This is a genomic window from Arenibacter algicola (genome assembly GCF_018860365.1).
In the GTDB taxonomy this organism is placed as follows: Bacteria; Bacteroidota; Bacteroidia; order Flavobacteriales; family Flavobacteriaceae; genus Arenibacter; species Arenibacter algicola_B.
Genome location: NZ_JAHKPO010000007.1, coordinates 232,617 through 256,617, shown reverse-complemented (window position 1 = coordinate 256,617; position 24,001 = coordinate 232,617). Strand labels below are relative to the sequence as shown.

The 24,001-nt window shown below is 39.5% G+C and carries 22 protein-coding genes and 1 tRNA gene; 8 read left to right on the top strand and 15 right to left on the bottom strand.

The features are described 5' to 3' along the window. Positions 1-5: 5 nt before the first annotated feature. Positions 6-1,052, top strand: a complete 1,047-nt coding sequence (locus KO529_RS07820; RefSeq protein WP_215947359.1) for a protein rep — start codon at positions 6-8, stop codon at positions 1,050-1,052. A gap of 531 nt (positions 1,053-1,583) precedes the next feature. Further along, positions 1,584-2,516 (top strand): hypothetical protein, encoded by a 933-nt coding sequence (locus KO529_RS07815; protein ID WP_215947358.1) that lies wholly within the window; start codon positions 1,584-1,586, stop codon positions 2,514-2,516. A gap of 95 nt (positions 2,517-2,611) precedes the next feature. Here the strand turns inward: KO529_RS07815 and KO529_RS07810 are convergent. After that, a tRNA-Leu gene (locus KO529_RS07810) sits at positions 2,612-2,693 on the bottom strand. Between the two features lie 111 nt (positions 2,694-2,804). Between KO529_RS07810 and KO529_RS07805 the strand changes: the two genes are divergently transcribed. The 3 genes from KO529_RS07805 (at position 2,805) to KO529_RS07795 (ending at position 7,634) form a co-directional block, all read left to right on the top strand. Beyond that, positions 2,805-4,193 carry a dipeptidase gene (locus tag KO529_RS07805; protein WP_215947357.1) on the top strand — a complete coding sequence of 463 codons (1,389 nt, stop codon included), beginning with the start codon at positions 2,805-2,807 and terminating at the stop codon, positions 4,191-4,193. Between the two features lie 877 nt (positions 4,194-5,070). After that, complete coding sequence (locus tag KO529_RS07800; RefSeq protein ID WP_187588002.1) at positions 5,071-5,436, top strand: BlaI/MecI/CopY family transcriptional regulator; 366 nt, start codon at positions 5,071-5,073, stop codon at positions 5,434-5,436. Positions 5,437-5,471: 35 nt separating this feature from the next. After that, the gene (locus KO529_RS07795; RefSeq protein WP_215947356.1) at positions 5,472-7,634 is read left to right on the top strand and encodes a M56 family metallopeptidase; all 2,163 of its coding nucleotides are present in this window, start codon (positions 5,472-5,474) and stop codon (positions 7,632-7,634) included. Between the two features lie 1,115 nt (positions 7,635-8,749). On the opposite strand, the gene KO529_RS07790 is transcribed toward KO529_RS07795, so the two are convergent. Further along, positions 8,750-9,169, bottom strand: a complete 420-nt coding sequence (locus KO529_RS07790) for a CBS domain-containing protein (protein ID WP_215947355.1) — start codon at positions 9,167-9,169, stop codon at positions 8,750-8,752. 695 nt (positions 9,170-9,864) lie between these two features. Continuing rightward, entirely contained in the window at positions 9,865-10,839 is a 975-nt protein-coding gene (locus tag KO529_RS07785) for a hypothetical protein (RefSeq protein WP_215947354.1), read from the bottom strand. Between the two features lie 251 nt (positions 10,840-11,090). Here KO529_RS07785 and KO529_RS07780 point away from each other — a divergent pair, with 251 nt between their 5' ends. The 3 genes from KO529_RS07780 to KO529_RS07770 all read left to right on the top strand — a co-directional run bounded on the left by KO529_RS07780 (position 11,091) and on the right by KO529_RS07770 (position 14,917). Then, a complete protein-coding gene (locus tag KO529_RS07780) occupies positions 11,091-13,064 on the top strand; it encodes a tetratricopeptide repeat-containing sensor histidine kinase (RefSeq protein ID WP_215947353.1) in 1,974 nt (657 codons plus the stop codon). Then, complete coding sequence (locus tag KO529_RS07775) at positions 13,065-13,682, top strand: response regulator (RefSeq protein ID WP_215947352.1); 618 nt, start codon at positions 13,065-13,067, stop codon at positions 13,680-13,682. A 134-nt stretch (positions 13,683-13,816) separates the two neighbouring features. Beyond that, the gene (locus KO529_RS07770) at positions 13,817-14,917 is read left to right on the top strand and encodes a DUF4407 domain-containing protein (RefSeq protein WP_215947351.1); all 1,101 of its coding nucleotides are present in this window, start codon (positions 13,817-13,819) and stop codon (positions 14,915-14,917) included. A 189-nt stretch (positions 14,918-15,106) separates the two neighbouring features. On the opposite strand, the gene KO529_RS07765 is transcribed toward KO529_RS07770, so the two are convergent. The 12 genes from KO529_RS07765 to KO529_RS07710 all read right to left on the bottom strand — a co-directional run bounded on the left by KO529_RS07765 (position 15,107) and on the right by KO529_RS07710 (position 23,995). Further along, on the bottom strand, positions 15,107-16,108 hold the full coding sequence (locus tag KO529_RS07765; protein ID WP_215947350.1) for a metal-dependent hydrolase: 1,002 nt from the start codon (positions 16,106-16,108) through the stop codon (positions 15,107-15,109). Positions 16,109-16,192: 84 nt separating this feature from the next. Next, entirely contained in the window at positions 16,193-17,965 is a 1,773-nt protein-coding gene (locus KO529_RS07760) for a MutS-related protein (RefSeq protein ID WP_215947349.1), read from the bottom strand. 34 nt (positions 17,966-17,999) lie between these two features. Further along, positions 18,000-18,359: an MmcQ/YjbR family DNA-binding protein gene (locus KO529_RS07755; protein WP_215947348.1), complete on the bottom strand. Its 360-nt coding sequence runs from the start codon at positions 18,357-18,359 to the stop codon at positions 18,000-18,002. An 18-nt stretch (positions 18,360-18,377) separates the two neighbouring features. Continuing rightward, positions 18,378-18,905, bottom strand: a complete 528-nt coding sequence (locus tag KO529_RS07750; RefSeq protein WP_215947347.1) for a GNAT family N-acetyltransferase — start codon at positions 18,903-18,905, stop codon at positions 18,378-18,380. Positions 18,906-18,914: 9 nt separating this feature from the next. Continuing rightward, a complete protein-coding gene (locus KO529_RS07745; RefSeq protein WP_215947346.1) occupies positions 18,915-19,310 on the bottom strand; it encodes a Dabb family protein in 396 nt (131 codons plus the stop codon). A gap of 112 nt (positions 19,311-19,422) precedes the next feature. Further along, positions 19,423-20,046, bottom strand: a complete 624-nt coding sequence (locus tag KO529_RS07740; protein WP_215947345.1) for a DUF4230 domain-containing protein — start codon at positions 20,044-20,046, stop codon at positions 19,423-19,425. Next, positions 20,039-20,398: a DUF4260 domain-containing protein gene (locus tag KO529_RS07735; protein ID WP_215947344.1), complete on the bottom strand. Its 360-nt coding sequence runs from the start codon at positions 20,396-20,398 to the stop codon at positions 20,039-20,041. Before KO529_RS07735 ends, KO529_RS07740 begins: the two co-directional genes overlap by 8 nt. A 12-nt stretch (positions 20,399-20,410) precedes the next feature. Then, positions 20,411-21,160 carry a cyclase family protein gene (locus KO529_RS07730; RefSeq protein WP_215947343.1) on the bottom strand — a complete coding sequence of 250 codons (750 nt, stop codon included), beginning with the start codon at positions 21,158-21,160 and terminating at the stop codon, positions 20,411-20,413. A 24-nt stretch (positions 21,161-21,184) separates the two neighbouring features. Beyond that, complete coding sequence (gene hemW, locus KO529_RS07725) at positions 21,185-22,318, bottom strand: radical SAM family heme chaperone HemW (protein ID WP_215947342.1); 1,134 nt, start codon at positions 22,316-22,318, stop codon at positions 21,185-21,187. A gap of 60 nt (positions 22,319-22,378) precedes the next feature. Next, entirely contained in the window at positions 22,379-22,744 is a 366-nt protein-coding gene (locus KO529_RS07720) for a four helix bundle protein (RefSeq protein WP_215947341.1), read from the bottom strand. A gap of 184 nt (positions 22,745-22,928) precedes the next feature. After that, positions 22,929-23,486, bottom strand: coding sequence for a crossover junction endodeoxyribonuclease RuvC (gene ruvC / locus KO529_RS07715; protein WP_215947340.1), 558 nt, complete (start codon positions 23,484-23,486; stop codon positions 22,929-22,931). 32 nt (positions 23,487-23,518) lie between these two features. After that, positions 23,519-23,995, bottom strand: a complete 477-nt coding sequence (locus tag KO529_RS07710; protein WP_215947339.1) for a hypothetical protein — start codon at positions 23,993-23,995, stop codon at positions 23,519-23,521. Positions 23,996-24,001 lie beyond the last annotated feature (6 nt).

Below are 24,001 nucleotides of genomic sequence, written 5' to 3'. Positions count from 1 at the left end.
TAGCTATGGAACAAACATTCGATAAAGGCCTTATCTATACATTAGCAGAAAGCGGGACAAACAAAAGGGGACAGAATAATACTATTGTCAATGGTGACGGAACAGACCTCAACAATATAGATGCCCTAAAAGGAAGGGCAAAAAGAAAGACCATCACGCAATCAATGATGCTAAAGTTGATTGACATTGCAAAAGAGAACGGAGAACCTGAATTGGAAAAAGCTTATTGGAATACCTACTATTGCCAACAAGAAGTTATTACAGCAGATGGCAAACTATATGGAAAATACTGCAAGAATAGATTCTGTACACTTTGTTGCAGCATTCGTAAGGCAGAAATGATAAACAAATACTATCCCGAAATGAGAAAATGGAAAAAACCCTATTTTCTTACCCTAACTGTAAAGTCATGTACTGCTCCAAAATTGGACTTATACATCAAAAAATTCAACATTGGATTTAGAAGAATAACAGCAAAGTATAGAAAAAAACATCAACGAGGAAGAGGTAAATTATTAGTTGGTGTCAAATCTTTAGAATGCAACTTCAATCCGAAAGCCCGAACATACAATCCCCATTTTCATATTATAACCAAAGACCGAGAAACCGCTGAAATCCTATTAAAAGAATGGCTTAAATTATGGACTCCCAAACACGCCAAAAGACCAGCTCAAAACATTCAAAAAGTTCACGACTTGGAAAAAGGGCTAATTGAAATAATAAAGTATGGAAGTAAAATTTTTACAGAACCTGACCTAAAGAAAAGAGCCAAAGAAACAGATACTACTCAAATTTACGCCAAAGCATTAGACACTATTTTAACCGCCATGAAAGGCAAAAGAATATTTGATAGATTCGGTTTTAATTTACCCAAATCAATAGCTAAACATCGACCACAGGCCAAACTACTGAGTAATTTTAAAGAATGGGAATACAATCCTAAGATTGGAGACTGGGAAAGCACCTCAACTGCTGAGGTTTTAACAGGTTATAAAGCACCATCCCACCTACAAGCTATTCTAGACAACAACATTAATGCAAACTTATCATAAGACATTATTTGAAAAAGTTAATAATATTTCGCAGAATAACTAAGCTCTTACCACAAGAGTACAATTTGTTCAAATTAATTACAAAATCAACAAACCTTATACCTCCCACCCATTCTGTGGGAATTTTCATAATACAATACATCCATCAAACAAATAGATCTCATTGAATATAAATCACGCAAGTTAAGATTATGCCTTATCAAATCCTGCCGTATACAGATATAGACCCATATATTTACGAATACTTACAACAGTTTCATTTGTATCAATGTTCTCAAATTTCAATTAGGAATTCAAGTATATCTTTTCAGTCATGTCCCCAGTTAACTATTTTTTGTTTTGGGTATAGACTTGATTATATGGAATAATTTCAAATCAAAAAAAACTAGATATTGGTAGATAACATTTAAAACATTAATGCATATATTGATGCAAAATTGTAGTGGTTTACCAAAGAACTAAGGATGAGAAGGATTGACTGGTTAATTGGTCAAAATTCTACTCGTTTTAAAACTATCCATTAAGCGTAATATGTTTGACTTTTTTAATAAAAAACGGATGTGGGATTTTTTTATTGACTACTGGGCTATTATTGTTGCCGGGCTTTTTGCCTTTGCTTCTTTTCTTTTAATAAATCATAGTTCACAGGTAAAGGCTAAAGAAGCCAATGATCAAACGATTAATGAAATGAAGGGTGAATTCAATTCCTTGCTATCAACAATGGAACAAAATTCCACAGAAAGTATGGTCGCAATTAAGGATGCTGCTGATAAAATAATTATTGATTTAAAAAAGGATTCGGAGAATTCCACAAACGAAATTAAAAAGGAGACAAATAAAGCCATCGAAGAATTCCAGAAAGTTTTCGACAAACTTAAAGAGGATACCAACATTTTAACAAATAATGTTGGTCTTCAAAACAAGGAATTACAGTTTAAAGAAGCACTAGTAACACTTGTTTTCTACATAAAAGACTTAGAAAAATTTGGAGTAGAAGAAAATGAATTTCAAAAATTTATTGCCGACTATGTTACTACTTTTGACTTTAATCTCTCTGTTGGCTGTGAAGATTATAAAATAAATTATGACTCTAACGATTCTGAATTTTATCAAATAGGAACTTTTGGGCGAATTCAACATTCATTTAAAAACTCTTTTTTTATAGACCCACGTGCTTATCCAGCTCGAGAAATAGTAATAAATTTCAAAGTAGAGCTAGCTAGCAAGGCTAATGTAAGCTGGGAAATCAAAGATTTAACTTATCTGCTGTTTGAAAAATTCCCCGTATCTTCTTATACAAATAACCCTCATTCTCGATTAATGAAAAAACTAGAACCAATATCATTTAGCTTTAAATTACGGAATGAAAATAACATTACTGGCAAATTGGTTGATGTCCGCGATAAAGCCCATCATCCTGACGAAAATTCAACCTATTATACCTTTTCAATAGAGAAAAACTAGAAGAGCAACTACAGCCTACCGTACATTAATCGTACAATATTAAAAACTAAAAAACCTCAACTCTCTAGCTATTAGATTGTTGAGGTTTTACTAAGTACAGGCGGAGAGACTCGAACTCTCACACCTCACGGCACTAGATCCTAAGTCTAGCGTGTCTACCAATTCCACCACGCCTGCATTGACTCCGATTATTATCGGGATGCAAATATAAAGTAATTTTTCAATTTTAAAATACTTAGCCAATAAAAAGTTCTTTTTTGTAAATTTAGCCTTCAATTAAATCAAAACATGCAAGACATTTCGGAATACCTAGTCAAAAACAAAGAACGATTTATCAATGAATTGATACACCTCCTCAAGATACCCTCAGTAAGCGCTGACCCAGCGTATTCCCAGGATGTCATCAATGCTTCCGAAGCCGTTAAAGCTTCACTCTTGGAGGCCGGTTGCGATACCGTAGAAATTTGTGAAACCAACGGATACCCCATAGTCTACGGGGAAAAAACAATAAATCCGGAATTGCCCACCGTTTTGGTTTATGGCCATTATGACGTTCAACCAGCAGATCCCATAGACCTTTGGACCTCCCCTCCATTTGAACCGGTTATAAAATCCACCGACGTTCACCCCGAAGGGGCCATTTTTGCAAGAGGCGCCTGCGATGACAAGGGACAAATGTATATGCACGTAAAGGCCTTGGAATTTATGGTAAAAACCAACCAACTGCCCTGCAACGTAAAATTTATGATCGAAGGGGAAGAGGAAGTCGGAAGCGAGAATTTGGGCACTTTTGTAGCCGAAAACAAAGAAAAACTGGCCAATGACATCATCTTAATTTCAGATACCGGCATGATTGCCAATAATGTACCTTCCATAACCACTGGTTTACGTGGACTCAGCTATGTGGAAGTCGAAGTGACCGGGCCCAACAGGGATTTGCACTCAGGCCTATACGGCGGAGCTGTGGCCAATCCCATCAATGTATTGACCAAAATGATTGCTGCACTTCACGATGAAAACAACCATATCACCATCCCTGGATTCTATGATAAAGTGGAAGAACTTTCCAAGGAAGAACGTGCAGAAATGGCCAAGGCACCTTTTAGCTTGGAGAACTATAAAAAAGCCTTGGATATAAAAGCCGTTTATGGAGAAAAGGGCTATACCACCAACGAACGCAACTCCATTAGACCTACCTTGGACGTTAACGGAATATGGGGCGGATATATTGGTGCAGGTGCAAAAACCGTTATTGCCAGTAAGGCCTATGCTAAAATTTCCATGCGCTTGGTACCTCATCAGGATTGGAAAGAAATAACAGAACTGTTCAAGACCCATTTCGAAAGTTTGGCTCCGGACGGAGTTACCATAAAGGTTACCCCACACCATGGCGGTCAAGGGTATGTAACACCCATAGATAACAATGCCTACAAAGCTGCCTCAAAAGCATATGAAACCACCTTTGGCAAGACCCCAATACCTCAGCGTAGCGGAGGCAGCATCCCCATAGTTTCCCTTTTCGAAAAGGAATTGAAAAGCAAGACCATCCTTATGGGCTTCGGCTTGGATAGTGACGCCATACATTCTCCCAACGAACATTTTGGGGTCTGGAACTACCTAAAAGGCATAGAAACCATTCCTTATTTCTATCAATATTTCACGGAATTATCCAAATAAGCAAGATTCATGTTATTGGACGTTTCCCTCGCGGGTCGCTCTTTCCGCTATATCTTTTTTGGCTTAAAGCCCGCAAAGTTTCTGTTCTAATCCTGCAAGGTTTTGTAAACCTTGCAGGACCGCTTTTTGGGGCCTGACATGAGCCAAAAAAGGATGCCACTGCAATAGCTAACGCAAAATCAATTAAAAATGAAACCGGGTTTAACAATACTCAAACAGAGTAGATTCTTTCTAGAATATTAGGGGATCTATTCTGTTTCATTTACCTGCCAAAAGCGGCTCCCCACCCTGGACAGGGAGGGGTGGATTCTTTACCGACAACGAGTCGGAAAAGAAGACGGGGCGGGTAGAAAGCCCGTAAAAATAGAGATCGCACTAATAGCCACATCACAAAAGCCCGAGGATACACACTACCCCTTCCGCCATCACGACAAAAAGGTCGGGATGCCTCCTTCCCCTGCGCACTATTGGGTAGTCCTGCAAGGTTTCTAAAACCTTGTAGGACTAAAGCACCTAGCTTACCAAGACTTCCAGACAAATTAAAACGCTCTTACTCCATACCTACAAGGTTAAAAAAAACCTTGCAGGATTAGAACCAAGCCTACACCGGAAAACCAGATAAGCAATGATGACCTGACAACATACCTATAAGGTTTGACAAACCTTGCAGGATAAAGGCCAAAAAAGGATGCCGCTGCAATAGCTAACGCAAAATCAATTTACAATCTCTTGGGTCAGTTCCTAAACCCGTCATTCAGGCAAAACTATTTATTCAACCGCGATTCAATGTTCATCACTCTCAGCAAGAAAAATACCTCTACACTTGTAGAATTAAAATATTTGCTCTATGTTTGTAGAGCAAATAATCATTTTACAAATGAAACTATCAAAAACAGAAGAAGAATTAATGAACCACCTCTGGAAGCTGAACAAAGCTTTTATGAAGGATCTATTGGAGGTCTACCCCGAGCCCAAACCCGCCACCACAACTGTGGCTACCTTATTAAAGCGAATGACGGACAAAGGCTTTGTTGGGTATAACTTGTTTGGCAACGCTAGACAATACTACCCTTTGGTAAAGAAAAAAGATTATTTCTCCAAACACTTGAACGGACTCATTAAAACCTTTTTTAACGACAGCACCTCCCAGTTTGCTTCCTTCTTTGCCAAAGAAACAGATTTGAGCAAGGAAGAGCTGGAAGAATTAAGAAATTTGATCGATACAGAAATTAAAAACAAATAGCCATGTGGATCTATCTTTTAAAATTTAGTTCGTGCTTGGCCACACTCCTTCTATTTTACAAATTAGCATTGGAGAGGGTCCATATTCATCATTTTAAAAGATATTATCTCCTATCCGCTTTTATCATTTCCCTTTGTATTCCACTAATCACCTTTACCCAATATGTTACAGTAACATTAGAGCCAACCCTGATTCCAGAGTACATTGGCCAAACCAGCAGTAATCCCATAGAAAACAAAAACAACACTGCCCAAATATTACCAATTATTTTATGGGGTATTTACACTTTAGGGGTATTAATTTTCGCCCTCAAGTTTTTGAAAAACCTCAGGGCGTTGATCAAAAATATTAAGAACAATCCCAAATTAAAATCCGGACGTATCCATCACGTGTTGCTTCAAGAACTTATTGCTCCGCACACCTTTTTTAGCTATATTTTTTTCAATAAAAACAATTACGAAACCGAGAAAATTCCGCAAGAAGTTTTTTGGCACGAGGAAACCCATGCCTTACAAAAACACAGCTTGGATATCTTACTGTTGGAGCTGATTCAAATTGTCTTCTGGTTTCACCCATTGATTTACTGGGCAAAGCATTTGGCAAAACTGAACCACGAATTTTTAGCGGACCAGGCCGTTTTAAAAAGAGGAACAAGTATTACCAACTATCAAAACTTGGTATTGGCATTCTCATCAAATGCCGTAACATCCCCTTTGGCAAACGCCATTCATTATTCATCAATCAAAAAACGAATCGTCATCATGAAAACACAAACATCAAAAAGAGCCATTTGGCTTAAAAGTTTATTGCTAATTCCATTAATAGCACTCCTACTCTACAGTTTTAGCACCAAAGAAGTTCTTGAAATTCAAGAAATCGAGACCGTTACTATTGAGCGGGGCTACCAACATGAAACAATAGTAGAGGATATTGTACAGGAAATAATTAATGATTCAAAAAATCAAAATATTCCAACACAAGAAATTTCTATAGCCATTAATAAAAAAGGACAGTTGTTGGTCAATGCTGATTTGGTTAAAATCGAAGACTTAAAATCACACCTACTTAAATACAACCAAGGCCTAACCAAGGAACAAAGAGAGCAAAGCGTTAGGGCCATTATTAGTGTAGAGAAAGAAACTCCGGACAATATTATAAAACAAGTAGATGCTATTTTAATGGACTATGGCGTAGCCACCATAGACATTAAAGGACCAACAGGATTCCCAACCCAAGTCGGGGCCACCAAAACGGAAATACAGGAATTCAACACCCTTGCCAAAAAATACAATGCTCAACCCCAAGAAAAAAGGATTATTCCGCTAAAGGACCTAAAGATCTTAGAAACTATTTACGGTCGTATGAGCAATGAGCAAAAACAGCAGGCACAGTCCTTTCCAGAATGTCCACCACCCCCACCGGCTCCTGCTTCTGCTCCAAAGCCGGTTCCAACCATAAAAAAGGGTGAGCCAAGTCCTATTCCATCAGTTCCAACTCCGCCAAAGACAGAAACAAAAGTTGACCATGAAGAAGAGTTAGGAAACAATAATCATAACTCAAGAAAAGTGGTGTTGAAAGCGAAAATAGTACCCGTTGTTAGCTCCGATTTCCCACCTCCTCCTCCAACTATTGCAACCCACGTCAATACCGAAAACTATTCGAAAGAAGTGAAATATGCGATTAATACCTATTTAAAAAAAGCGAAAAGCTATAGGGCTGCAGTCTCCCGTTACCACAACGAGCACAAGGGTAGTATTGATGAACTAAAAAAAAACTATGTAGAAGTAATGCAATTTTACGATACATATAAAAAATTGGCATATAAGGAAAATCATTATGTGCATCCGGTCCCATTATATAATGACCCTAATGGGGAATTTGGAAAACCAAATTCTACGCCAAACGTTGAAGAAGATAATATTCCATCACCAACTTTAAAAAGTAGTTCCAATCAAAAATTAAAGGCTATAAAAGAGCCTTCTGTATATTATGGACATTTGTACACTGTACCTCAACCACCACCTCAGAAAAATCCAAATCCAGTGGAATATATAAAGGAATTGGCAGAAAAAGGAGCCACCTTTTATATTGGCCCCCATCAACATAAGACAACTGAAGTAATCGAATTAGTGAGAAAGAGTAAAGATCCTAGCATTGATGTAAGCGATTACCCAAGGGTACAACTGGGTGGATGTTAATCGCATAAATACCAACAAAATTTAAAGCAGACCTGAAAGGTTTCTAAAACCTTGTAGGACTAAGACAATCACCCAACTGGGATACCTACCAAGCAATTCAAACCTCTCAAGATTAGAAGCAATCCTAACAGGAAGTCTAAATAATCAATTACGCCCCAACACCATACCTACAAGGATTATAAAACCTTGCAGGATTAGGGACAGGCCTATAAAAAATTAAAAAAAACAGCTCCCCACCCTGGACAGGGAGGGGTGGATTCTTTACCGACATCGAGTCGGAAAAGAAGACGGGGCGGGTAGAAAGTCCCTAAAAACAGAGATTGCACTTATAGCCACATCACAAAAGCCCGAGGATACACACTACCCCTTCCGCCATCCCTACAAAAAGGTAGGGATGCCACCTTCCCCTACATGGGGAAGGAGCTTCCATCTCCTATCCATCACAAGGTAGTCCTGCAAGGTTTCAAAAACCTTGTAGGACTAAGACAATCACCCAACTGAGATACCTACCAAGCAATTCAAACCTCTCAAGATTAGAAGCAAGCCTAACAGGAAGACCAAATAATCAATTACGCCCTAACATCATACCTACAAGGTTTTAAAAACCTTGCAAGATTAGAAGCAAGCCTAAATAGGAAAATCAGATAAACAATCATATCTCAACACCATACCTACAAGGTTTATAAAACCTTGCAGGATTAGGGACAGGCCTATAAAAAATTAAAAAAAACAGTTCCCCACCCTGGACAGGGAGGGGTGGATTCTTTACCGACATCGAGTCGGAAAAGAAGACGGGGCGGGTAGAAAGTCCCTAAAAACAGAGATCGCACTTATAGCCACATCACAAAAGCCCGAGGATACACACTACCCCTTGCGCCATCCCTACAAAAAGGTAGGGATGCCACCTTCCCCTACATGGGGAAGGAGCTTCCATCTCCTATCCATCACAAGGTAGTCCTGCAAGGCTTCAAAAACCTTATAGGACTAAGACAATCACCCAACTGAGACACCTACAAGGTTTGACAAACCTTGTAGGATTAGGAAAAGGGCACAAAAAAGCCAAGAGGCCCAAAAATCCTAAAATTAGAATTCAGGCCTCTCGGCTAAAATCCATACTAATATTGTTCCAAAAGGTAATTTAACAAATCCGTGGTAGTAACAATACCAACCAAGTCTCCATTCTCAACCACCGGCAAAGCATGAAATTCCTTTTTGGCCAATATCTCCGCTACCTCTTTAACGGTCAACGAAGGGGATATATGTACTGGATCTTTCACCATTACCTGTTCTATGCTCAACATATTATAGACCGCAGTGTCTACTTGGGAATCATCCTCTCCATAATTATCAACAAAACTAATCCGTAATAAATCCGTTAAACTCAGAATTCCAATAATCTTTTTATTGTTCACAACTGGAATATGCCGAATCTTATGCTTTTCGAACAATTTTTCGGCGTCCAATAAACTGTTGGTGTGATTTATTGTAATTAAATCTGTTGTCATAATTTTTGATACTGGCTCTCTTCTTTTCATACTTTAATAAATTTTGAAATTGTTTAATATTTGGTCGATTTAAAAGGGGAGTACCAATGCACATATAGCAAGTAATCGCAATAAAACCAAAAGGTCCGTATTACCCGTTTAAACCAACACACCAAAGGTCGCCAACATTCCTAACTTAAAACATGATATAAGTCAGCCAAAATAAAGATCCAGAAATTTTCAGGGCTAAAAACTTGCAAGACGAAAGTCGCAAGATAGGATTGATACCTACAAGGTTTTGGAAACCTTGAGGACTAGAACCAAACCTAAACGGAAAACCATAGAGACAATAATGCCCTTACAACATACCTACAAGGTTTTTGAAACCTTGCAGGAACCAGCCCAAAAAAGTTGCCTCTGCAAATGCTAATGCAAAATCAATTTACAATGCCGCCCAGTTTTGCAATACTCAAATAAAATGGATTCTTTACCGACAGCCAGTTGGGAAAGAAGTCGGGGCGGGTAGAAAGCTCGTAAAAATAGAGATTGCACTTATAGCCACATCACAAAAGCCCAAGGATGCACACTACCCCTTCCGCCATCCCGACAAAAAGGTAGGGATGCCACCTTCCCCATGTAGGGGAAGGAGCTTCCATCTCCTATCCATCACAAGGAAGTCCTGCAAGGTTTTGGAAACCTTGCAGGATCGAGCCCCAAGAAAAAAAGGATATCACTCCAATACCCCACTATTCGTTAATAATCGATTTTGCCTTTGACTTCACTCTGGCCAAAAGTGATTTTTTGGGTTCACTATCCGGTGCAGTCGTATTTTGTTCCTGGGCATCATTGCCATCTTTCACAACAAAGGATGGGTTAGCTATACCCTCAGTACTGTTACCTTTATTGGCGTCTACCGAAGATACGGGCATTTTAGTTTTTGTGGACGAAATAATCTCCCCCTGAAGCCAAGTTTTCACAAAAGCCGAAACTGCCGTATTTACCTCCTTACCTGCCCTATAACACGCTTTCCATTGTGGCGATTTACTCTCGTAATCCGGATTGACAAACTTTTTAATTTTATAATTATCGGGAGCACTAAGTTTTGCGTTAAAATCCACTTTTGAAACTAAGCTAAGATATTCCTCTAATTTTCTTTTTACCAGAACAGCGGGATCTGCCGGATAACTTTTTTCCCATTTCGTTTTATTAGGGGTTGGATCCTCATACAAGGCAACCGTGGCTTTTTGCTCCTCCAACATAGGTTCGAACATGGCAATAGATTGGGCATTTTCTTTTGGTGCCTTCCTGAGGTCGGTTAAGGCTGCCTCCAAATCCTTAATCCCATCCCTCATTCCCTGAAGTACAGCATCATCCATTCTAGGAGGCTCTGAACTTGGTTTACTGTCAGCCCTTTTCTTCTGGTACACGGCCATAAACTCCTCACTATTGCAATACAGCTTTATGTATTCACATAGTTCCTTGGCCGCTCCCACCTTATCCCCTTCCACAATAGTAGCAAGTAACTTTAACCTGGGAAGACTCATAAAGTTTGGCTCAACCTCATAATTCGAGCCAAAACCTCCCGTAAAATTGGCCATTATATAGTTTTGGGCATTGGCGTGGTCCATACCCAATTTGGCAATTATATCCTCACTTATTTTATAAGCGGATATTCCAAGCAGCCCTAGTAGGGCAACAAGTATTAGATGTTTTGTTTTCATTCCAATAAGATTTATAGTTAAACTTCGTTAAATACCCGTTACGGCCATGAAAGGAATGGGCAATGATTATAAATAGCGTCCATACCTTAGATACTTTTATACAATTATCAATAACATATTGTAAAATTCCATTTAAAAGACCACTCCTACAATCCCCTAAAAACAGGATTTTCTTACCATTAAAAATCATGGAAAAAAGGGATATTTTGTATCAGTGCTATGCGTACCTTTAAAGGAGCAAATTGTACGTCATGTATGCATTCAACTCTCCGCGTAAATCAGTTGTTTGGTCGTTGCCGTATTTGGCCCTAATGCAATTTGCCTTTGGCCAATCTTCCAAATTGGATAGTATAGGTCGTCAAATAAAAGCAACTCCAAATGACACTGTCCTTGTAAACCTGTATTACCTATATGGGGAGGAGCTGGCAAATAAATATCCCGACTCTGCCCTCTGGTATTACAATGTGGCCAAAAAGCGCTCAATGGCCCTTAAATATGACAGAGGTAAGGCGGCCTACGCCAGTCATGCCATAGAAATTCTAAATACACAAGGCAAATTTAAGGAAGCATTGGCCTTATGTAAAGAAGCACTTACCATCTATGAAACAATTGGCAGCAAGAGGGATATTGCGGTAGCTTTGATCAATATTGGCAGTGAATGGCACTATCTATCAGATTTCCATTTGGCTACGGACAACTACCTTATGGCCCTAAAAATTGCCGAGGAACTGGAAGACATAAGATTGCAACGGATTATCAACAACAATCTGGCCTCCATTTTTATCAATCTCAAAGAATTTGAAAAAGGCAAGACCTATGCCATTAGGGCACTGGAATTAGCCCATAGTCTCAAAAACGACTATGCCATTTCATCGTCCATGTTCAACATTGCAACGGCGGAACTGTATTTAAAGGATTATGGAAATGCCCTTAAGCACTATTCACAAATAGTCCAAATTGGGGAAAAAATCGATGATTACATTCTAATCTTGGATGGCTTGTTGGGCACCGCAGACGTATACAATGCAGAGCACAATTACGGTAAAGCTCTAAATTATTACAGCAAAATAATAGCCCTAACCAAAGAAAAGGATGCCCCTGAATATGAAATGTACGCCTATATGGGCCTCTCTGACCTTTACAAAAACACCGGACAGGATGAGCAATCCGTGGCTTCCATTCTTTCGGGCATATCCTTGGCAGAAAAACTGGGTACAAAATACGAACTAAAGGACCTTTACCTAAAGGCCTCGGAAATGGCCGAAAAGGCCCGGAGATATAGGGATGCGCTGGAGTATCGCAAAAAATATGAGATTCTAAACGATTCTGTGGTCGGAGAAAAAAGTAAATTAAACATAAATCTGTTGGAAGCCAAATTCGAATCCGAAAAGAAGGAGGCCATGATATCCAATTTAGTAAATAATAAAAAGATCCAAGAACTGTCCATTAGCCAGAAGAACAGCTTGAATTATCTTCTGTTCGGGGTAATTATGGTCATTCTGCTCACGAGCTATATTTCCTATAGAAATTATCGCCATAAACAGAAACTTCAGACCAATAGGATCAACGAACTTGAAACAGAAAAACAACTTGCCGCAACCGCGGCGGTCTTAAAGGGAGAGGAACAGGAAAGAACAAGGTTGGCCAAGGACCTACATGACGGCCTGGGCGGAATGCTTTCCGGAATCAAATATTCCTTTGAATCGATTAAAGGAAATATGATCATGACCAATGATAATCAACAAGTATTTGAACGCAGTATGGATATGTTGGACAGTTCCATTAAAGAGATGCGCAGGGTAGCCCATAACATGATGCCGGAATCCTTACTTAAGTTTGGCCTGGACACTGCCCTAAAAGATTTTTGCAACCACATAAATAAGACAGGGGCAGTACAGATCAATTATCTGTCCTTTGGATTGGCAAATACGTCCATAAACCAGACTGTAGCCATTACCATCTATAGAATTGTACAGGAACTCATCAACAACACCTTAAAGCACGCAAAGGCCGAAACCGTGATCGTACAAATTACTAAAACGGAGCACCAACTTACCATTACCGTAGAGGATGATGGGGAAGGATTTGATACTCTAATATTAAAAAAATCCCAAGGTATGGGCTGGACCAACATTCTGCATAGGGTTGAATTTCTAAAAGGAAATCTAAACGTGGACTCGGAATATAGCAAAGGCACATCTGTACATATAGAATTTAATGTTTAAATGACAACAAGAATATTTATCGTTGATGATCATTATATGATCATAGAGGGCATAAGATCCTTACTACAAAATGCAAAAGGTTTGGAGTGGATGGGACATGCAATGAATGCAACATCCTGTATGGCATTTCTACAAACACACCAACCACACATTATTTTATTGGATATAAACCTCCCGGACATAAGTGGAATAGAGCTATCCAAGGAAATAAAAACCAAATATCCCAAAATTGGAATTATTGGCTTAAGTTCCTACAACCAACAGAGCTATATCAACAAAATTATGGATAACGGGGCTTCCGGCTATGTGCTAAAGAATGCAACCAAAGAAGAATTATTGGACGCCATTGAAACCGTAATGGACGGTGAAAAATATTTAAGTGAGGAAGCGGCATTGATCGTCAAAAAAAATGTAGGTTCAAAAATACCCATCATCACAAGGCGGGAAAAAGAGGTGTTATCACTAATTTCAGAAGGTCTTACCAATAACCAGATCGCAACCAAACTTTTTATAAGTATCACCACCGTAGACACCCACCGGAAAAACCTATTGGCAAAATTCGAAGCCAAAAATACCGCCACCTTGATACGCATGGCTACCCATCTGGAATTTATCTAAGCAGGGGCATCCTCTGTGCAGCAATATTGAAAAGCTCTAAGCTTATGCCCAATATTTATGATAATTTACTGTAACAAATCATAGGTTTCTACATTCTAACAGTCTATAGGAACATCAATCAAAATCAGATCACTATGTTACAGCAATTCTTTATGCTCTGCTCCGGGGCCGATACCGATATTCTCAAAACTTGCTCCAAAGGAGAACAAAACAAATACGCCGGAATTGGCGCTACCGTCTTCTTTACGGCAGTCATGGCATTTATAGCTAGTGCCTATGCCCTATTTACCGTCTTCGACAATATCTATACCTCCATTTTTTTCGGCCTTATTTGTGGGCTTCTCATTTTTAATCTGGACCGATTTATTGTATCTACCATAAAAAAGAGCGCTAGTTTTAAGAGCGAATTATTACAGGCAACCCCGCGACTAATATTAGCCATCATTATCGCCATCGTCATCTCCAAACCTTTGGAAATGAAAATTTTTGAAAAAGAGATCAATCAGGTACTCCTAGAGGAAAAAAATACGATGACGCTTGCCAATAAGGAGCAAATTGCCACACAATACACCCCAAAAACCGAACAACTAAAGAACGATATATTGGGCCTTAAAAATGAAATTATTACCAAGGAGGCCGAAACAAATGCCCTTTACGACACCTATATCTCCGAGGCAGAAGGAACCGCAGGTACCAAATTACTGGGCAAGGGGCCAGTATACAAGGAAAAAAGGGACAAACACGATGTCGCCCTGGCCGAACTGCAGGCCCTAAAACAAATGAACTCCGAAAAAATTTCAGCCTTGGAGGCGCAGATCGTTGCTCTGGATCTGGAATATGCAGATCAAATAACAACTACTCAACCCATTATTGATGGTTTCGACGGACTCCTGGCTAGAATAAATGCCCTGGATAAATTGCCATGGTTGCCCTCTTTCTTTATTTTTCTTTTGTTCCTAGCTATAGAAACATCACCCATAGTAGCAAAATTGCTTTCCCCTAAAGGGGCTTACGATTATAAGCTGGAAGACCAAGAAAGTGCCCTAAGGACCTGGGTAACCCAAAAGGTTGGGCAACGTGAAAAAGTATTGGAAACAGATACCATTTTAAACAATAAAATCTACAGTGAAATAGCAGAAGAAGAGGAAATTTACAAATACAAAAAACAAAAAGCAGAGGAATTGTTGAAGTTACAGGCCGATGCCTTTCATGAGGTGCAAGTAAAGAGCTTATAGAGATAAAGCTAATCTCCCAACGGGATTAACCTTTACCTTCAACCTCTCGTTTAAAATCTATAGGACAATATGGCCAAAATCCCCCGACTGTCCGGTTGAGCGCAGTCGAAACCTCATTTTAACATTATAAGTGTCCAACACCTCTCGACTCCGCTCGAGGGGACCATATCTGAGACCTAAAGCATTGCGTTAATTCCCCCACATACGTGCCCATAGGGCCAAAAGGAGCTTTTTGGCATCCCTTTTTAATTTTGGACTTTCCTCTACCAACAGCTCCCCATCCTTGGGAACCAACTTATAATTAAAGGCAAATTGCTGCTCCTTGGGATCCAAACTCATCAACCCGAATCGCAGGTCATTAAAAAACAACTGCCCGTTTACCTCATTAATCGTATACCAACCTTCAGTAATTTTTTTCAGCCGTTGAATCTTATCACTTTGGGCCAAGCCACCCAACAATTCGTGGTTTTTTGGATACCGACTGAACAGAACTGGCTTATTATCGAAAAAAGAGTAGTTCCCAATGAGGTAGGCATCCCCCGCATCCACATTGGCAGACCAAAGAACAGTATTAAATGGAGAAGGCCTAGTATCTATTTCCGTATAAGCTATTCCCTGTGCGTCCAAACTATCGGTAATCTTTTTATAAGCCACTCCTTTGAGCACCAAGCTAAGTCCCAAATACAAACTACTAATGGTCAACCCCCACATATTATAACGCCACCGCAGCGCTAGATTGCGCTTTTGGCGCAGAGCCAGAATAAGGAACAGCAAAAAGGGCAAGGTGTACAAGGGATCAATAACGAAGATGTTCTGAAAAGCTACCCTAAGATCAAATGGCCAAAAAAGTTGGGTCCCCCACGTGGTAAAGGCATCTAAAATGGGATGGGTAAAAAGTCCCCAAAAGAACAACCATGACCATTCCTTCCATGTGGCAGGCCCCTTCCGTTCCAATTTAAAAACTAACCAACCGAAGATAGGGGCAAAAATTATGGAAAAGAAGATAGAGTGGGTAAACCCTCTATGCCATTCTATAGCGGTAACAGTATCGGTAACGTAATTGGCTAAAACATCCAAGTCGGGTATGGTCCCGGCAATAGCTCCGTAAAGCATGGCTTTATTGCCTACTTTCTTACCTAAAACCGCTTCTCCCACTGCGGCACCCAGTACTATCTGTGTTAGCGAATCCATCCTGATTATTTATTCAAAAGAGCTATGCCCTCATTTCGTCGAAGGGTACTGAAAATTTACAATTTCCTACCTAAACCATAGTGGTTATTCCACTATTTCCATCTTTTTTAACAAGAAAGATGCATTCATATTTTTACAAACCCCTGTTTTAAAGGTGTAATCGAAATTAAGTTCATTATTAATGATTTCAGCATCAAAATAGTAATTCATAACCTGGGGCAACTCCTCTGAAACTTCACATAAACTTAAATCATGGGTCGCAATAATCCCGGTAGATTTTGAGGCCACCAACTTTTCAACAAACTTCCGTGAGCCAATAGCCTTATCCATGCTGTTGGTCCCTTTTAGGATTTCATCCAAAACAATAAAATATTTGTCCTTCTGTATTTCATCCACGATAAACTTCAACCGCTTCAATTCGGAAAAGAAATAAGATTCATCATCCGTAAGGGAATCAGTAGTCCGCATGCTGGTTATTAATTTAATAGGGGAATATTCCGAAGATTGGGCGCATATAGGAAGTCCTACGTTGGCCATGACAATTTGCAGGGAAACCGTTCGTAAAAAGGTACTTTTCCCGGCCATATTGGCTCCGGTGACAATAAAAAACTGTTCCTTAAGGATCGTTATATCATTGGGAACCGCTTTTTGGGGATCCAATAAAGGATGTGATGCCTTCACCGATTTCAGGACAATCTCGTTTTCCACCAACTTCGGATAGCTATAGCTGGGGTGATTATGGGCAAAATTCCCCAAACTATTAAAGGCATCAAAAAAGGCTATGGCGTTAAACCACTGTTCCACCTTTGGCCCGTGCTGGCCTATCCACCGTTCTATCCTGTACGCCTGTAACAAATCCCAAAGAAAAAATCCGTTCCCCAACAAGGCAAAAAACATATTGTTCCTTTGGTCCAAGGCACCGAGAATTTCAGAGAATTCCTTTAAAACTTTTGAGGCCAACTCTTTCTGGGAGACCACAGAATTCCTCTTTTCCCTTAAAAGATCGGAGGTAAATTCCTGTTCCTCTATTTTTAGAATCAATTTTTGATATTGCTGAAAGGTACTTTGTAACCTATTGGCATCCGAAGCCAATTTAGAAGTGCCTTTTAGGTAAAAACCACTCAATAACAAACCCGCCAATAGTATCATGAAAATTGGGTAACCGGGTAATAGCCCAAACAAGTATCCTCCAATTAAAATCAGGGAAACCAAAGAAAAAGCATAGGACACAAAACGCATTACCTTGGGAACGTATGCCTTATAGCCAGAAAGCCATGAAACTATGGTTTTGGTGGTAGTATCCGTTTTTACCAGGATAGCTATTGCAGAAAATTCCTGTCTCCAATCGGGTAATTTGGATAATTCTTCCACAGCCTTCTGCTTGTCGGCAATATTGGCCAAGTTATTGGACAATAGCATCTCCGCCAACATATCGCTACCTTGGAGCAAGGCGGTACGATTACTATATTGATAGTAAGACCCTTTTCCGAACAGGTCAATGTCCTGGGCAAAAAAATGGGTAGGATCCTTATATTCCGAACCATCGGGAAGGTGATGAAAATTGCGTTCCAACACCTTAATTTCCGTTTCATTTATTTTTATTAGGGCCAAAAGTTTGTCCCTCCTGTACTGTAAATCCGTATGTTTGGAAACCAAAAATAAAAACAGGCCTATGGCAACTATGACTGTTCCCAAGACCAATTTGGTATCCCCAAAAAAAAGGTAGGTCAAGCCGGCCGCGAAAACAAAAACGATCAATCTGATGGTACTGGATAAGGCCAGTTGTCTTTTTACCTGCCCCAACAATCCGGTATGCAGTTCAACTCTGTGTCTATAAAATGTTTTTAGGTTATCCATTTAGGAATTTGAAATGTAATTTATGCAAATGTAGTTAATCCAAAGCCTTAAGTTGGGCCTGTAACTTTTTTGTTAGACCGGCAACTACCAGTTCGTAGGAATGGTCTATCAATTCCTGGACCAAAGTAGGCGCCAAAGACTCCAAATAAAGGGTATTCCAATGTACTTTGCTCATATGGTACCCAGCAGTGATTTTTCCATCGTATGTTTCCCGCAATTCAATGGCCCTTTCCGGATCGCATTTCAAATTGGCTTGGGATGGGATACGCTCCAGAGGCACTAGGGCAAACATTTTGCCCATTACCTTGAACACCAAGGTGGCGGCATCAAAGGGGAATTCTTCCGTAACCCCTTTTTTAATAATACAATGCTCCCTAAATTCCTCTATATTCATAATATCGGTTCTAATGCATCACCAATGTGCCAGCACTTTTAGACTTTCCCATGTTACCCTGCATTTAAGTACTTCCTGATCACCAATGTCGTTTCCTACCACGGTTTCACCATTAACTCCTCCCAAACGCTCATAAAAGGCCATTGCGCTGGCATTGTTCTTCAACACCCATAAATACAATTTTCCTTCGGGATTATTCTTCAGTGCTTCCTGGGCCACCAAGCTTATCAAATGTCTGCCAATTCCCTTTCCCTTGACCTTCTCCAATACGTGCAAATTATCCAATAAGGTGCCGTATTCGGTATCATTCTCTAGAAAGGCACAGGCAAATCCACAGATTTCCCCATCCTGTTCTGCAACCAAAACGAATTGATTAGGAGAGGGATTGCTTAGTCTATCTTTCCAAACCTCTTTTCTTTCCGAAGCAGCTTCAACATCCAAAAAATGATCACTAAAATCACCTCTGTAATGTTGTTGCCAACTTTTTACGTGCAATTTGGCGAATTCCAAATAATCCCCGGCATTGGCCTGCCTATAAGTCAACATAACATAGAACTAAATCCCTTGGGAGTCGTACACGATAACCTTAGACCATAAATTGCTGGATTCCGCCACAAATAGGTTATGGGCTTCTTCTGTCTGATATTTTGCCTGTGCATCTGCCGATTCAAAGGAAACCACCAAGGAATAGGTAAAGGAACCATCCACAACATCACGGGTGGCCTTTGGCGGTACGCCCACAAAGTTGGTCTTGGCGTATTTGGAATCCCTCATAAATTTTAAGATGGACGTCTCAAAGGCCTTCCTATCCTCAACGCTGTCGGGATTCTTCAACCAAAAAAAAACGGTGTGCACAAAATTGGAATCAAAGTTCTTCATATCTTCTTTGTTTTGACCATAACTTGCTACGGTCATTGTTAAAAATAATACAGTATAAAATAAAGTTTTCATTATAAATTTTGTTTTCAAAGTCCCACCAAAAATATGCCCCATAGAGACCATCCCATCATTTCGCTAAAATAAATAAAATTGATTCCAAATCGGGATTATGTAAAAAAGGAAATTATTTCTCCAATAAGTCCTTTTTTCGGTTGTTCATTTCCAGGGCAGAATAGTCCAGTTTCCAACCTATGGTCTCCACAATCTTCTCGACTAAAAGTACAGCCTCCAAAGCCTCTTTATTTGCGGTATCCATTAAACCACTTTGAGGAATCTTATCCCTTATGTGTTGTTTTGCCTCCATATTCAAGGAGGTAAGGTCCGTTGGGGTAAAGGAGTTGAAAAGTCCGTTTTGTATATCGTAAAACTGTAGTTCCGGGGAAATGGACAGAATTTCAGGTTGAGGAAAATTGGTAAGTATTATTCTTTTTTTATCGTTATCGGCATACATCTGCAACTTCTTTAGATCAAAACCAATGTGCGCCTTGGCATTAATAATGATCAAGGCCTTCTTTTTGCTGCTTACCAAGCTAAGAAAACGCTCTTTGGTATTTTCATACCGATAAATTTCGGCAAAATCGCCCTCCACGGTGATTAATTTGCAAACGCTTTTTATCTTATCCAATAAAATGGCCGACTGATGTTCCGTGAGTTCCTTACTCCTCTTTTTACGAAAAAAAGAAAACACCCAGTACATTGCAATGGCCCCGAGAATGAGGCCCAAAAAAAGTTCCAATATATCACTCATTTGCCTTACCTATTTCACCTAAGTGGGTGTATTTAAACCCCTTGTTATATTTAAGCCCATAACCAAATATCCTGTCCATGGAAGCATGGGAAAACAGGATAATCCCTATTAACTGACACAAAGGTAATGAAAGATAAATCCCGAGAAAATAAATAGCGATGGCCAAACCCTTATGATGGAATATATTATATCCGATAGCACCAATCTTATTTCCCATAATATAGCCAAGCATCCCTATATCTGGCGCCAAAATTAGCCCAACAAACCACCACCAGCTATAATCCAACAAACTAAAGAGATATAATCCCAGACAGAACATTAGTAATTCCTCACTTTTTAAAAGTAACCGCATACCCCCTAATTATTATTCCTCTATTAAATATAAAACAGGCCTACTGGGGCTGGCATCATTTTCAAATGAAGCCAATTGAAGATTCAAAAAGTACTTCCCATCCTTGATGGAATTTGCCACAAAAACAAACTCGGTTATCGTAGCGTGCAACCGCCGTTTTCCATCGTAATTCCAAAAGGTTTTATGGGCCAAAAGGGCTCCGTCATCCTTTTCCTTGTCCACGGAAGGAAGATCTATCAACAAATGCTCCACCCCCTTGTCCACCAACAATTGTGCTGCCGATTCCAATAAATACGGGGGGTTGGTATTGGCATATTGCCTAGTCATTTTGTCCCTAAGGTTAGGGATGGTCCGAATGACCACTGCCTCCCTATTTTTATTGCCCAAGGCATATTGCAATTGCTTTTTAGAAATCACAAAATCGCCATTAATCTTTTCCGGAGCTATGGTAATGACCTCTGTCATAAAAAAGAATTTGGAAAGGCTTTTATTTACGGAATAGAACTCTTCCGTTATATGACCAATACATTCGGTATGGGTGCCATGGGCATGAGGATTAAAACTAATATCGTTAAAATTGATGGAAGCCCCTTCTGTGATCTTCCCTATAAATTCCCCTTCCGTATGCGGCTCTATTTTTGGAGGATCTACATACCATGCATTTACATTGGTCCTCTTTCCAGTAATGGGAATAGAGATATCCAAAGGCTTGGACAGATCTATTGTATATTTTTTAGTATTGTGTTTTATAATGGTTTTCATGTATGCTGAACTTGTTATTCGTGCTCAGGACAAGTTAACCAAAAATAAATCGGCAGCAATCCCATCACTTAAAAATTTGCCTTTTTTAGAGACCAATAAATGATCCTTCTCAATATAAAGTAGTCCGTCCTCTATTTTTTTTTGAGCCTGTTGCGTCAAATAGGCATAAAACTTCTGACCAAACTCGGTTTTGATTCGCTCCAGGGATACACCCCATATGGTCCGTAAACCAGTCATGACATATTCGTTGTAACGATCTGTTATGGACAACACCTCAGTTTCCATGGGCAGCTCGTTCTGGGCAATCGCTTTTATATATTTTGCATTGTTATTAATATTCCAACCTCTTCTAAGCCCGTCATAGGAATGTGCAGACGGACCTATTCCCAAATATTTTTTTCCTTGCCAATAAGCGGTGTTATTACGGGAGAAATATCCAGGTTTCCCAAAATTAGAAATCTCATAATTTACAAATCCGGCTTCTGCCAATTTCTGGACCAAAATATGGAAATGTGCTTCTGCCAATTCATCATCCACGGGTGGGATAAGTCCTTTGTCTATAAATGTTTTTAGGGCGGTTTTAGATTCTACGGTAAGGGCATAGCTGGAAATGTGCGGCACCCCAAAAGCCAAGGCCTTTTCTATGTTGGAAATCCATCTTTCATTGGTCATTCCGGGAATGCCATAAATAAGATCGATGGAAATATTATCAAAATACAACTTTGCCATAGCAATACATGCTACAGCTTCTTGGGCATTATGTGCCCTGTTCATCATTTTCAAATCCTCCTCAAAAAAGGATTGTATACCGATACTCAGCCTATTGATTGGCGATTTACCCAATTCCTCTATCTTTTCTTTCGACAGATCATCCGGATTGGCCTCCAAGGTTATTTCAGGATCAGCTACTACGGTATAATTACTATAAACTGCCCTAATTATCTGGTCGATTTCGGCCGTATTCAAAACCGATGGCGTTCCACCCCCAAAGTAAATGGTCTCTACCACCTCATCCCTAAACTCATCCTTCCTAAGTTCCAGTTCCTTTATCAGCGACAATATCATAGCCTCCTTCTTCCCCAAATTGGTGGAAAAATGAAAATCGCAGTAATGGCACGCCTGCTTGCAAAAAGGAATATGTACGTAGATGCCGCTCATTTTTTCAGTGGTCAGTGGTCAGTGGTCAGTGGTCAGTGGTCAGTGGTCAGTAAAATTAACCTATTTGGAACCAAACTTATCGGGGTTATTGATCATAAAATAAATTAGCTTCCCAATTTCCTGACTTTCACTTACCATCTCATCGAATATTTCCTTTTTTATATATTGGCATTCCATAGCATATTCCATACATACTTGGGTTTCTAAATTCTCAGCATCGCTATCGGTTAATTTATTGATGAAATATTTAGGATAAAGTCGCTTAGCATAAGATTCGGCAATATTAGCTGAAACACTTCTGGAAGATCTTCTTATTTGATCGGTCAAGGAATATCTTTCTTCCTTAGGAAAGGTTTTGGAAATTTCAAAAATCTTCATTGCCAAGGCAAAAGATTTTTTATAGGCCAATAAGTCTTGAAATCTCATAACTACTGATTATTGTTCAATACATCAAAAATAAGTCTTCGAATTAATTGGCAAATAGGTCTGATCAGAATTTTAACTGTTGGCTCTTACCATACTGTTTACTCATTACTGATTACTGTTCACTATATATCGGCTAAAGGATTACTATCTGTTCCCATACAAAGTATTGGTAATTGCTAATTGTTTATTGTTTATTGATTTTATCTCCGTTTTGTTTCACAAAGGCATCCCAACCACTATAGCTTTTACCAACTTCTATTCGGCCTTCGTTATAAAAATGGCATACGGCAGCGGCCAGGCCATCCGTACTGTCCAGGTTTTTGGGGAGCGACTTTAAACTCAGTACGCTTTGAAGCATTTTGGCTACCTGTTCCTTACTGGCGTTGCCGTTTCCCGTAATGGCCATTTTAATCTTTTTTGGGAGGTATTCCGTGATGGGAATTTGGCGCGACAATCCTGCGGCCATGGCTACCCCTTGAGCCCTGCCTAACTTGAGCATGGATTGGACGTTCTTACCAAAGAAAGGTGCTTCAATAGCTATTTCGTCCGGGTGATAGGTGTCGATGAGTTCTATGGTGCGTTCAAAAATTAGTTTTAGCTTGGTATAGGGGTCATTGTATTTTTGAAGCAGGAGCTCGTTCATTTGAACAAACTCCATTTTCTTATTCACCACCTTAATTAGGCCGAAGCCCATGATTGTAGTTCCAGGATCAATACCCAATATTATCTTTTCGTGTGCCAAGGAAGAAGCTATTTAATTTTTAGTGATTTTATTTATTTAGAATTCACAATAATAGGAATCCTAAATTTGGAGGATACGGGCACACCTCGTTTTAAGGCGGGCGATAAATGGGGCAGTCCTTTTAGACTTTGGGTGATAATACTGCGAAATTCCGGAATCTGATTTTCAATATCCTCATTGCGCTGTACTTCCAAAACGGATATTTCCCCTTTGTAGTCCACCAGAAAATCTACGTAAATATTGGTATTGACATCGGACACGAACTGAAATTCAAAATCCTCCAAAGTCTCCGTATATTGTTCCAAAAGGGTATTCTGAAAACAATCCAATTGTCCCGCTTTATCCATCATTTCATCACAATTGTCAAATAGTGGATAACGATCTACCTCATTAAAATTTATATTGCGCATTTCCTCGTTTACCAATTCTTGGGTTCTTTCTTCCTTGGAAGTAAACCAGTCGCAAGAGGTAAAAAGACAAAAACAAGCCAAAACCGCAACTTTCCTCATGTATGC

Excerpts from the sequence above, each read along its gene's own strand:
- KO529_RS07820 (WP_215947359.1), top strand. The coding sequence starts at position 6 with ATGGAACAAACATTCGATAAAGGCCTTATCTATACATTAGCAGAAAGC.
- KO529_RS07815 (WP_215947358.1), top strand. The coding sequence starts at position 1,584 with ATGTTTGACTTTTTTAATAAAAAACGGATGTGGGATTTTTTTATTGAC.
- KO529_RS07805 (WP_215947357.1), top strand. The coding sequence starts at position 2,805 with ATGCAAGACATTTCGGAATACCTAGTCAAAAACAAAGAACGATTTATC.
- KO529_RS07800 (WP_187588002.1), top strand. The coding sequence starts at position 5,071 with ATGAAACTATCAAAAACAGAAGAAGAATTAATGAACCACCTCTGGAAG.
- KO529_RS07790 (WP_215947355.1), bottom strand. The coding sequence starts at position 9,169 with ATGAAAAGAAGAGAGCCAGTATCAAAAATTATGACAACAGATTTAATT.
- KO529_RS07785 (WP_215947354.1), bottom strand. The coding sequence starts at position 10,839 with ATGAAAACAAAACATCTAATACTTGTTGCCCTACTAGGGCTGCTTGGA.
- KO529_RS07780 (WP_215947353.1), top strand. The coding sequence starts at position 11,091 with ATGTATGCATTCAACTCTCCGCGTAAATCAGTTGTTTGGTCGTTGCCG.
- KO529_RS07775 (WP_215947352.1), top strand. The coding sequence starts at position 13,065 with ATGACAACAAGAATATTTATCGTTGATGATCATTATATGATCATAGAG.
- KO529_RS07770 (WP_215947351.1), top strand. The coding sequence starts at position 13,817 with ATGTTACAGCAATTCTTTATGCTCTGCTCCGGGGCCGATACCGATATT.
- KO529_RS07765 (WP_215947350.1), bottom strand. The coding sequence starts at position 16,108 with ATGGATTCGCTAACACAGATAGTACTGGGTGCCGCAGTGGGAGAAGCG.
- KO529_RS07760 (WP_215947349.1), bottom strand. The coding sequence starts at position 17,965 with ATGGATAACCTAAAAACATTTTATAGACACAGAGTTGAACTGCATACC.
- KO529_RS07755 (WP_215947348.1), bottom strand. The coding sequence starts at position 18,359 with ATGAATATAGAGGAATTTAGGGAGCATTGTATTATTAAAAAAGGGGTT.
- KO529_RS07750 (WP_215947347.1), bottom strand. The coding sequence starts at position 18,905 with ATGTTGACTTATAGGCAGGCCAATGCCGGGGATTATTTGGAATTCGCC.
- KO529_RS07745 (WP_215947346.1), bottom strand. The coding sequence starts at position 19,310 with ATGAAAACTTTATTTTATACTGTATTATTTTTAACAATGACCGTAGCA.
- KO529_RS07740 (WP_215947345.1), bottom strand. The coding sequence starts at position 20,046 with ATGAGTGATATATTGGAACTTTTTTTGGGCCTCATTCTCGGGGCCATT.
- KO529_RS07735 (WP_215947344.1), bottom strand. The coding sequence starts at position 20,398 with ATGCGGTTACTTTTAAAAAGTGAGGAATTACTAATGTTCTGTCTGGGA.
- KO529_RS07730 (WP_215947343.1), bottom strand. The coding sequence starts at position 21,160 with ATGAAAACCATTATAAAACACAATACTAAAAAATATACAATAGATCTG.
- hemW (WP_215947342.1), bottom strand. The coding sequence starts at position 22,318 with ATGAGCGGCATCTACGTACATATTCCTTTTTGCAAGCAGGCGTGCCAT.
- KO529_RS07720 (WP_215947341.1), bottom strand. The coding sequence starts at position 22,744 with ATGAGATTTCAAGACTTATTGGCCTATAAAAAATCTTTTGCCTTGGCA.
- KO529_RS07710 (WP_215947339.1), bottom strand. The coding sequence starts at position 23,995 with ATGAGGAAAGTTGCGGTTTTGGCTTGTTTTTGTCTTTTTACCTCTTGC.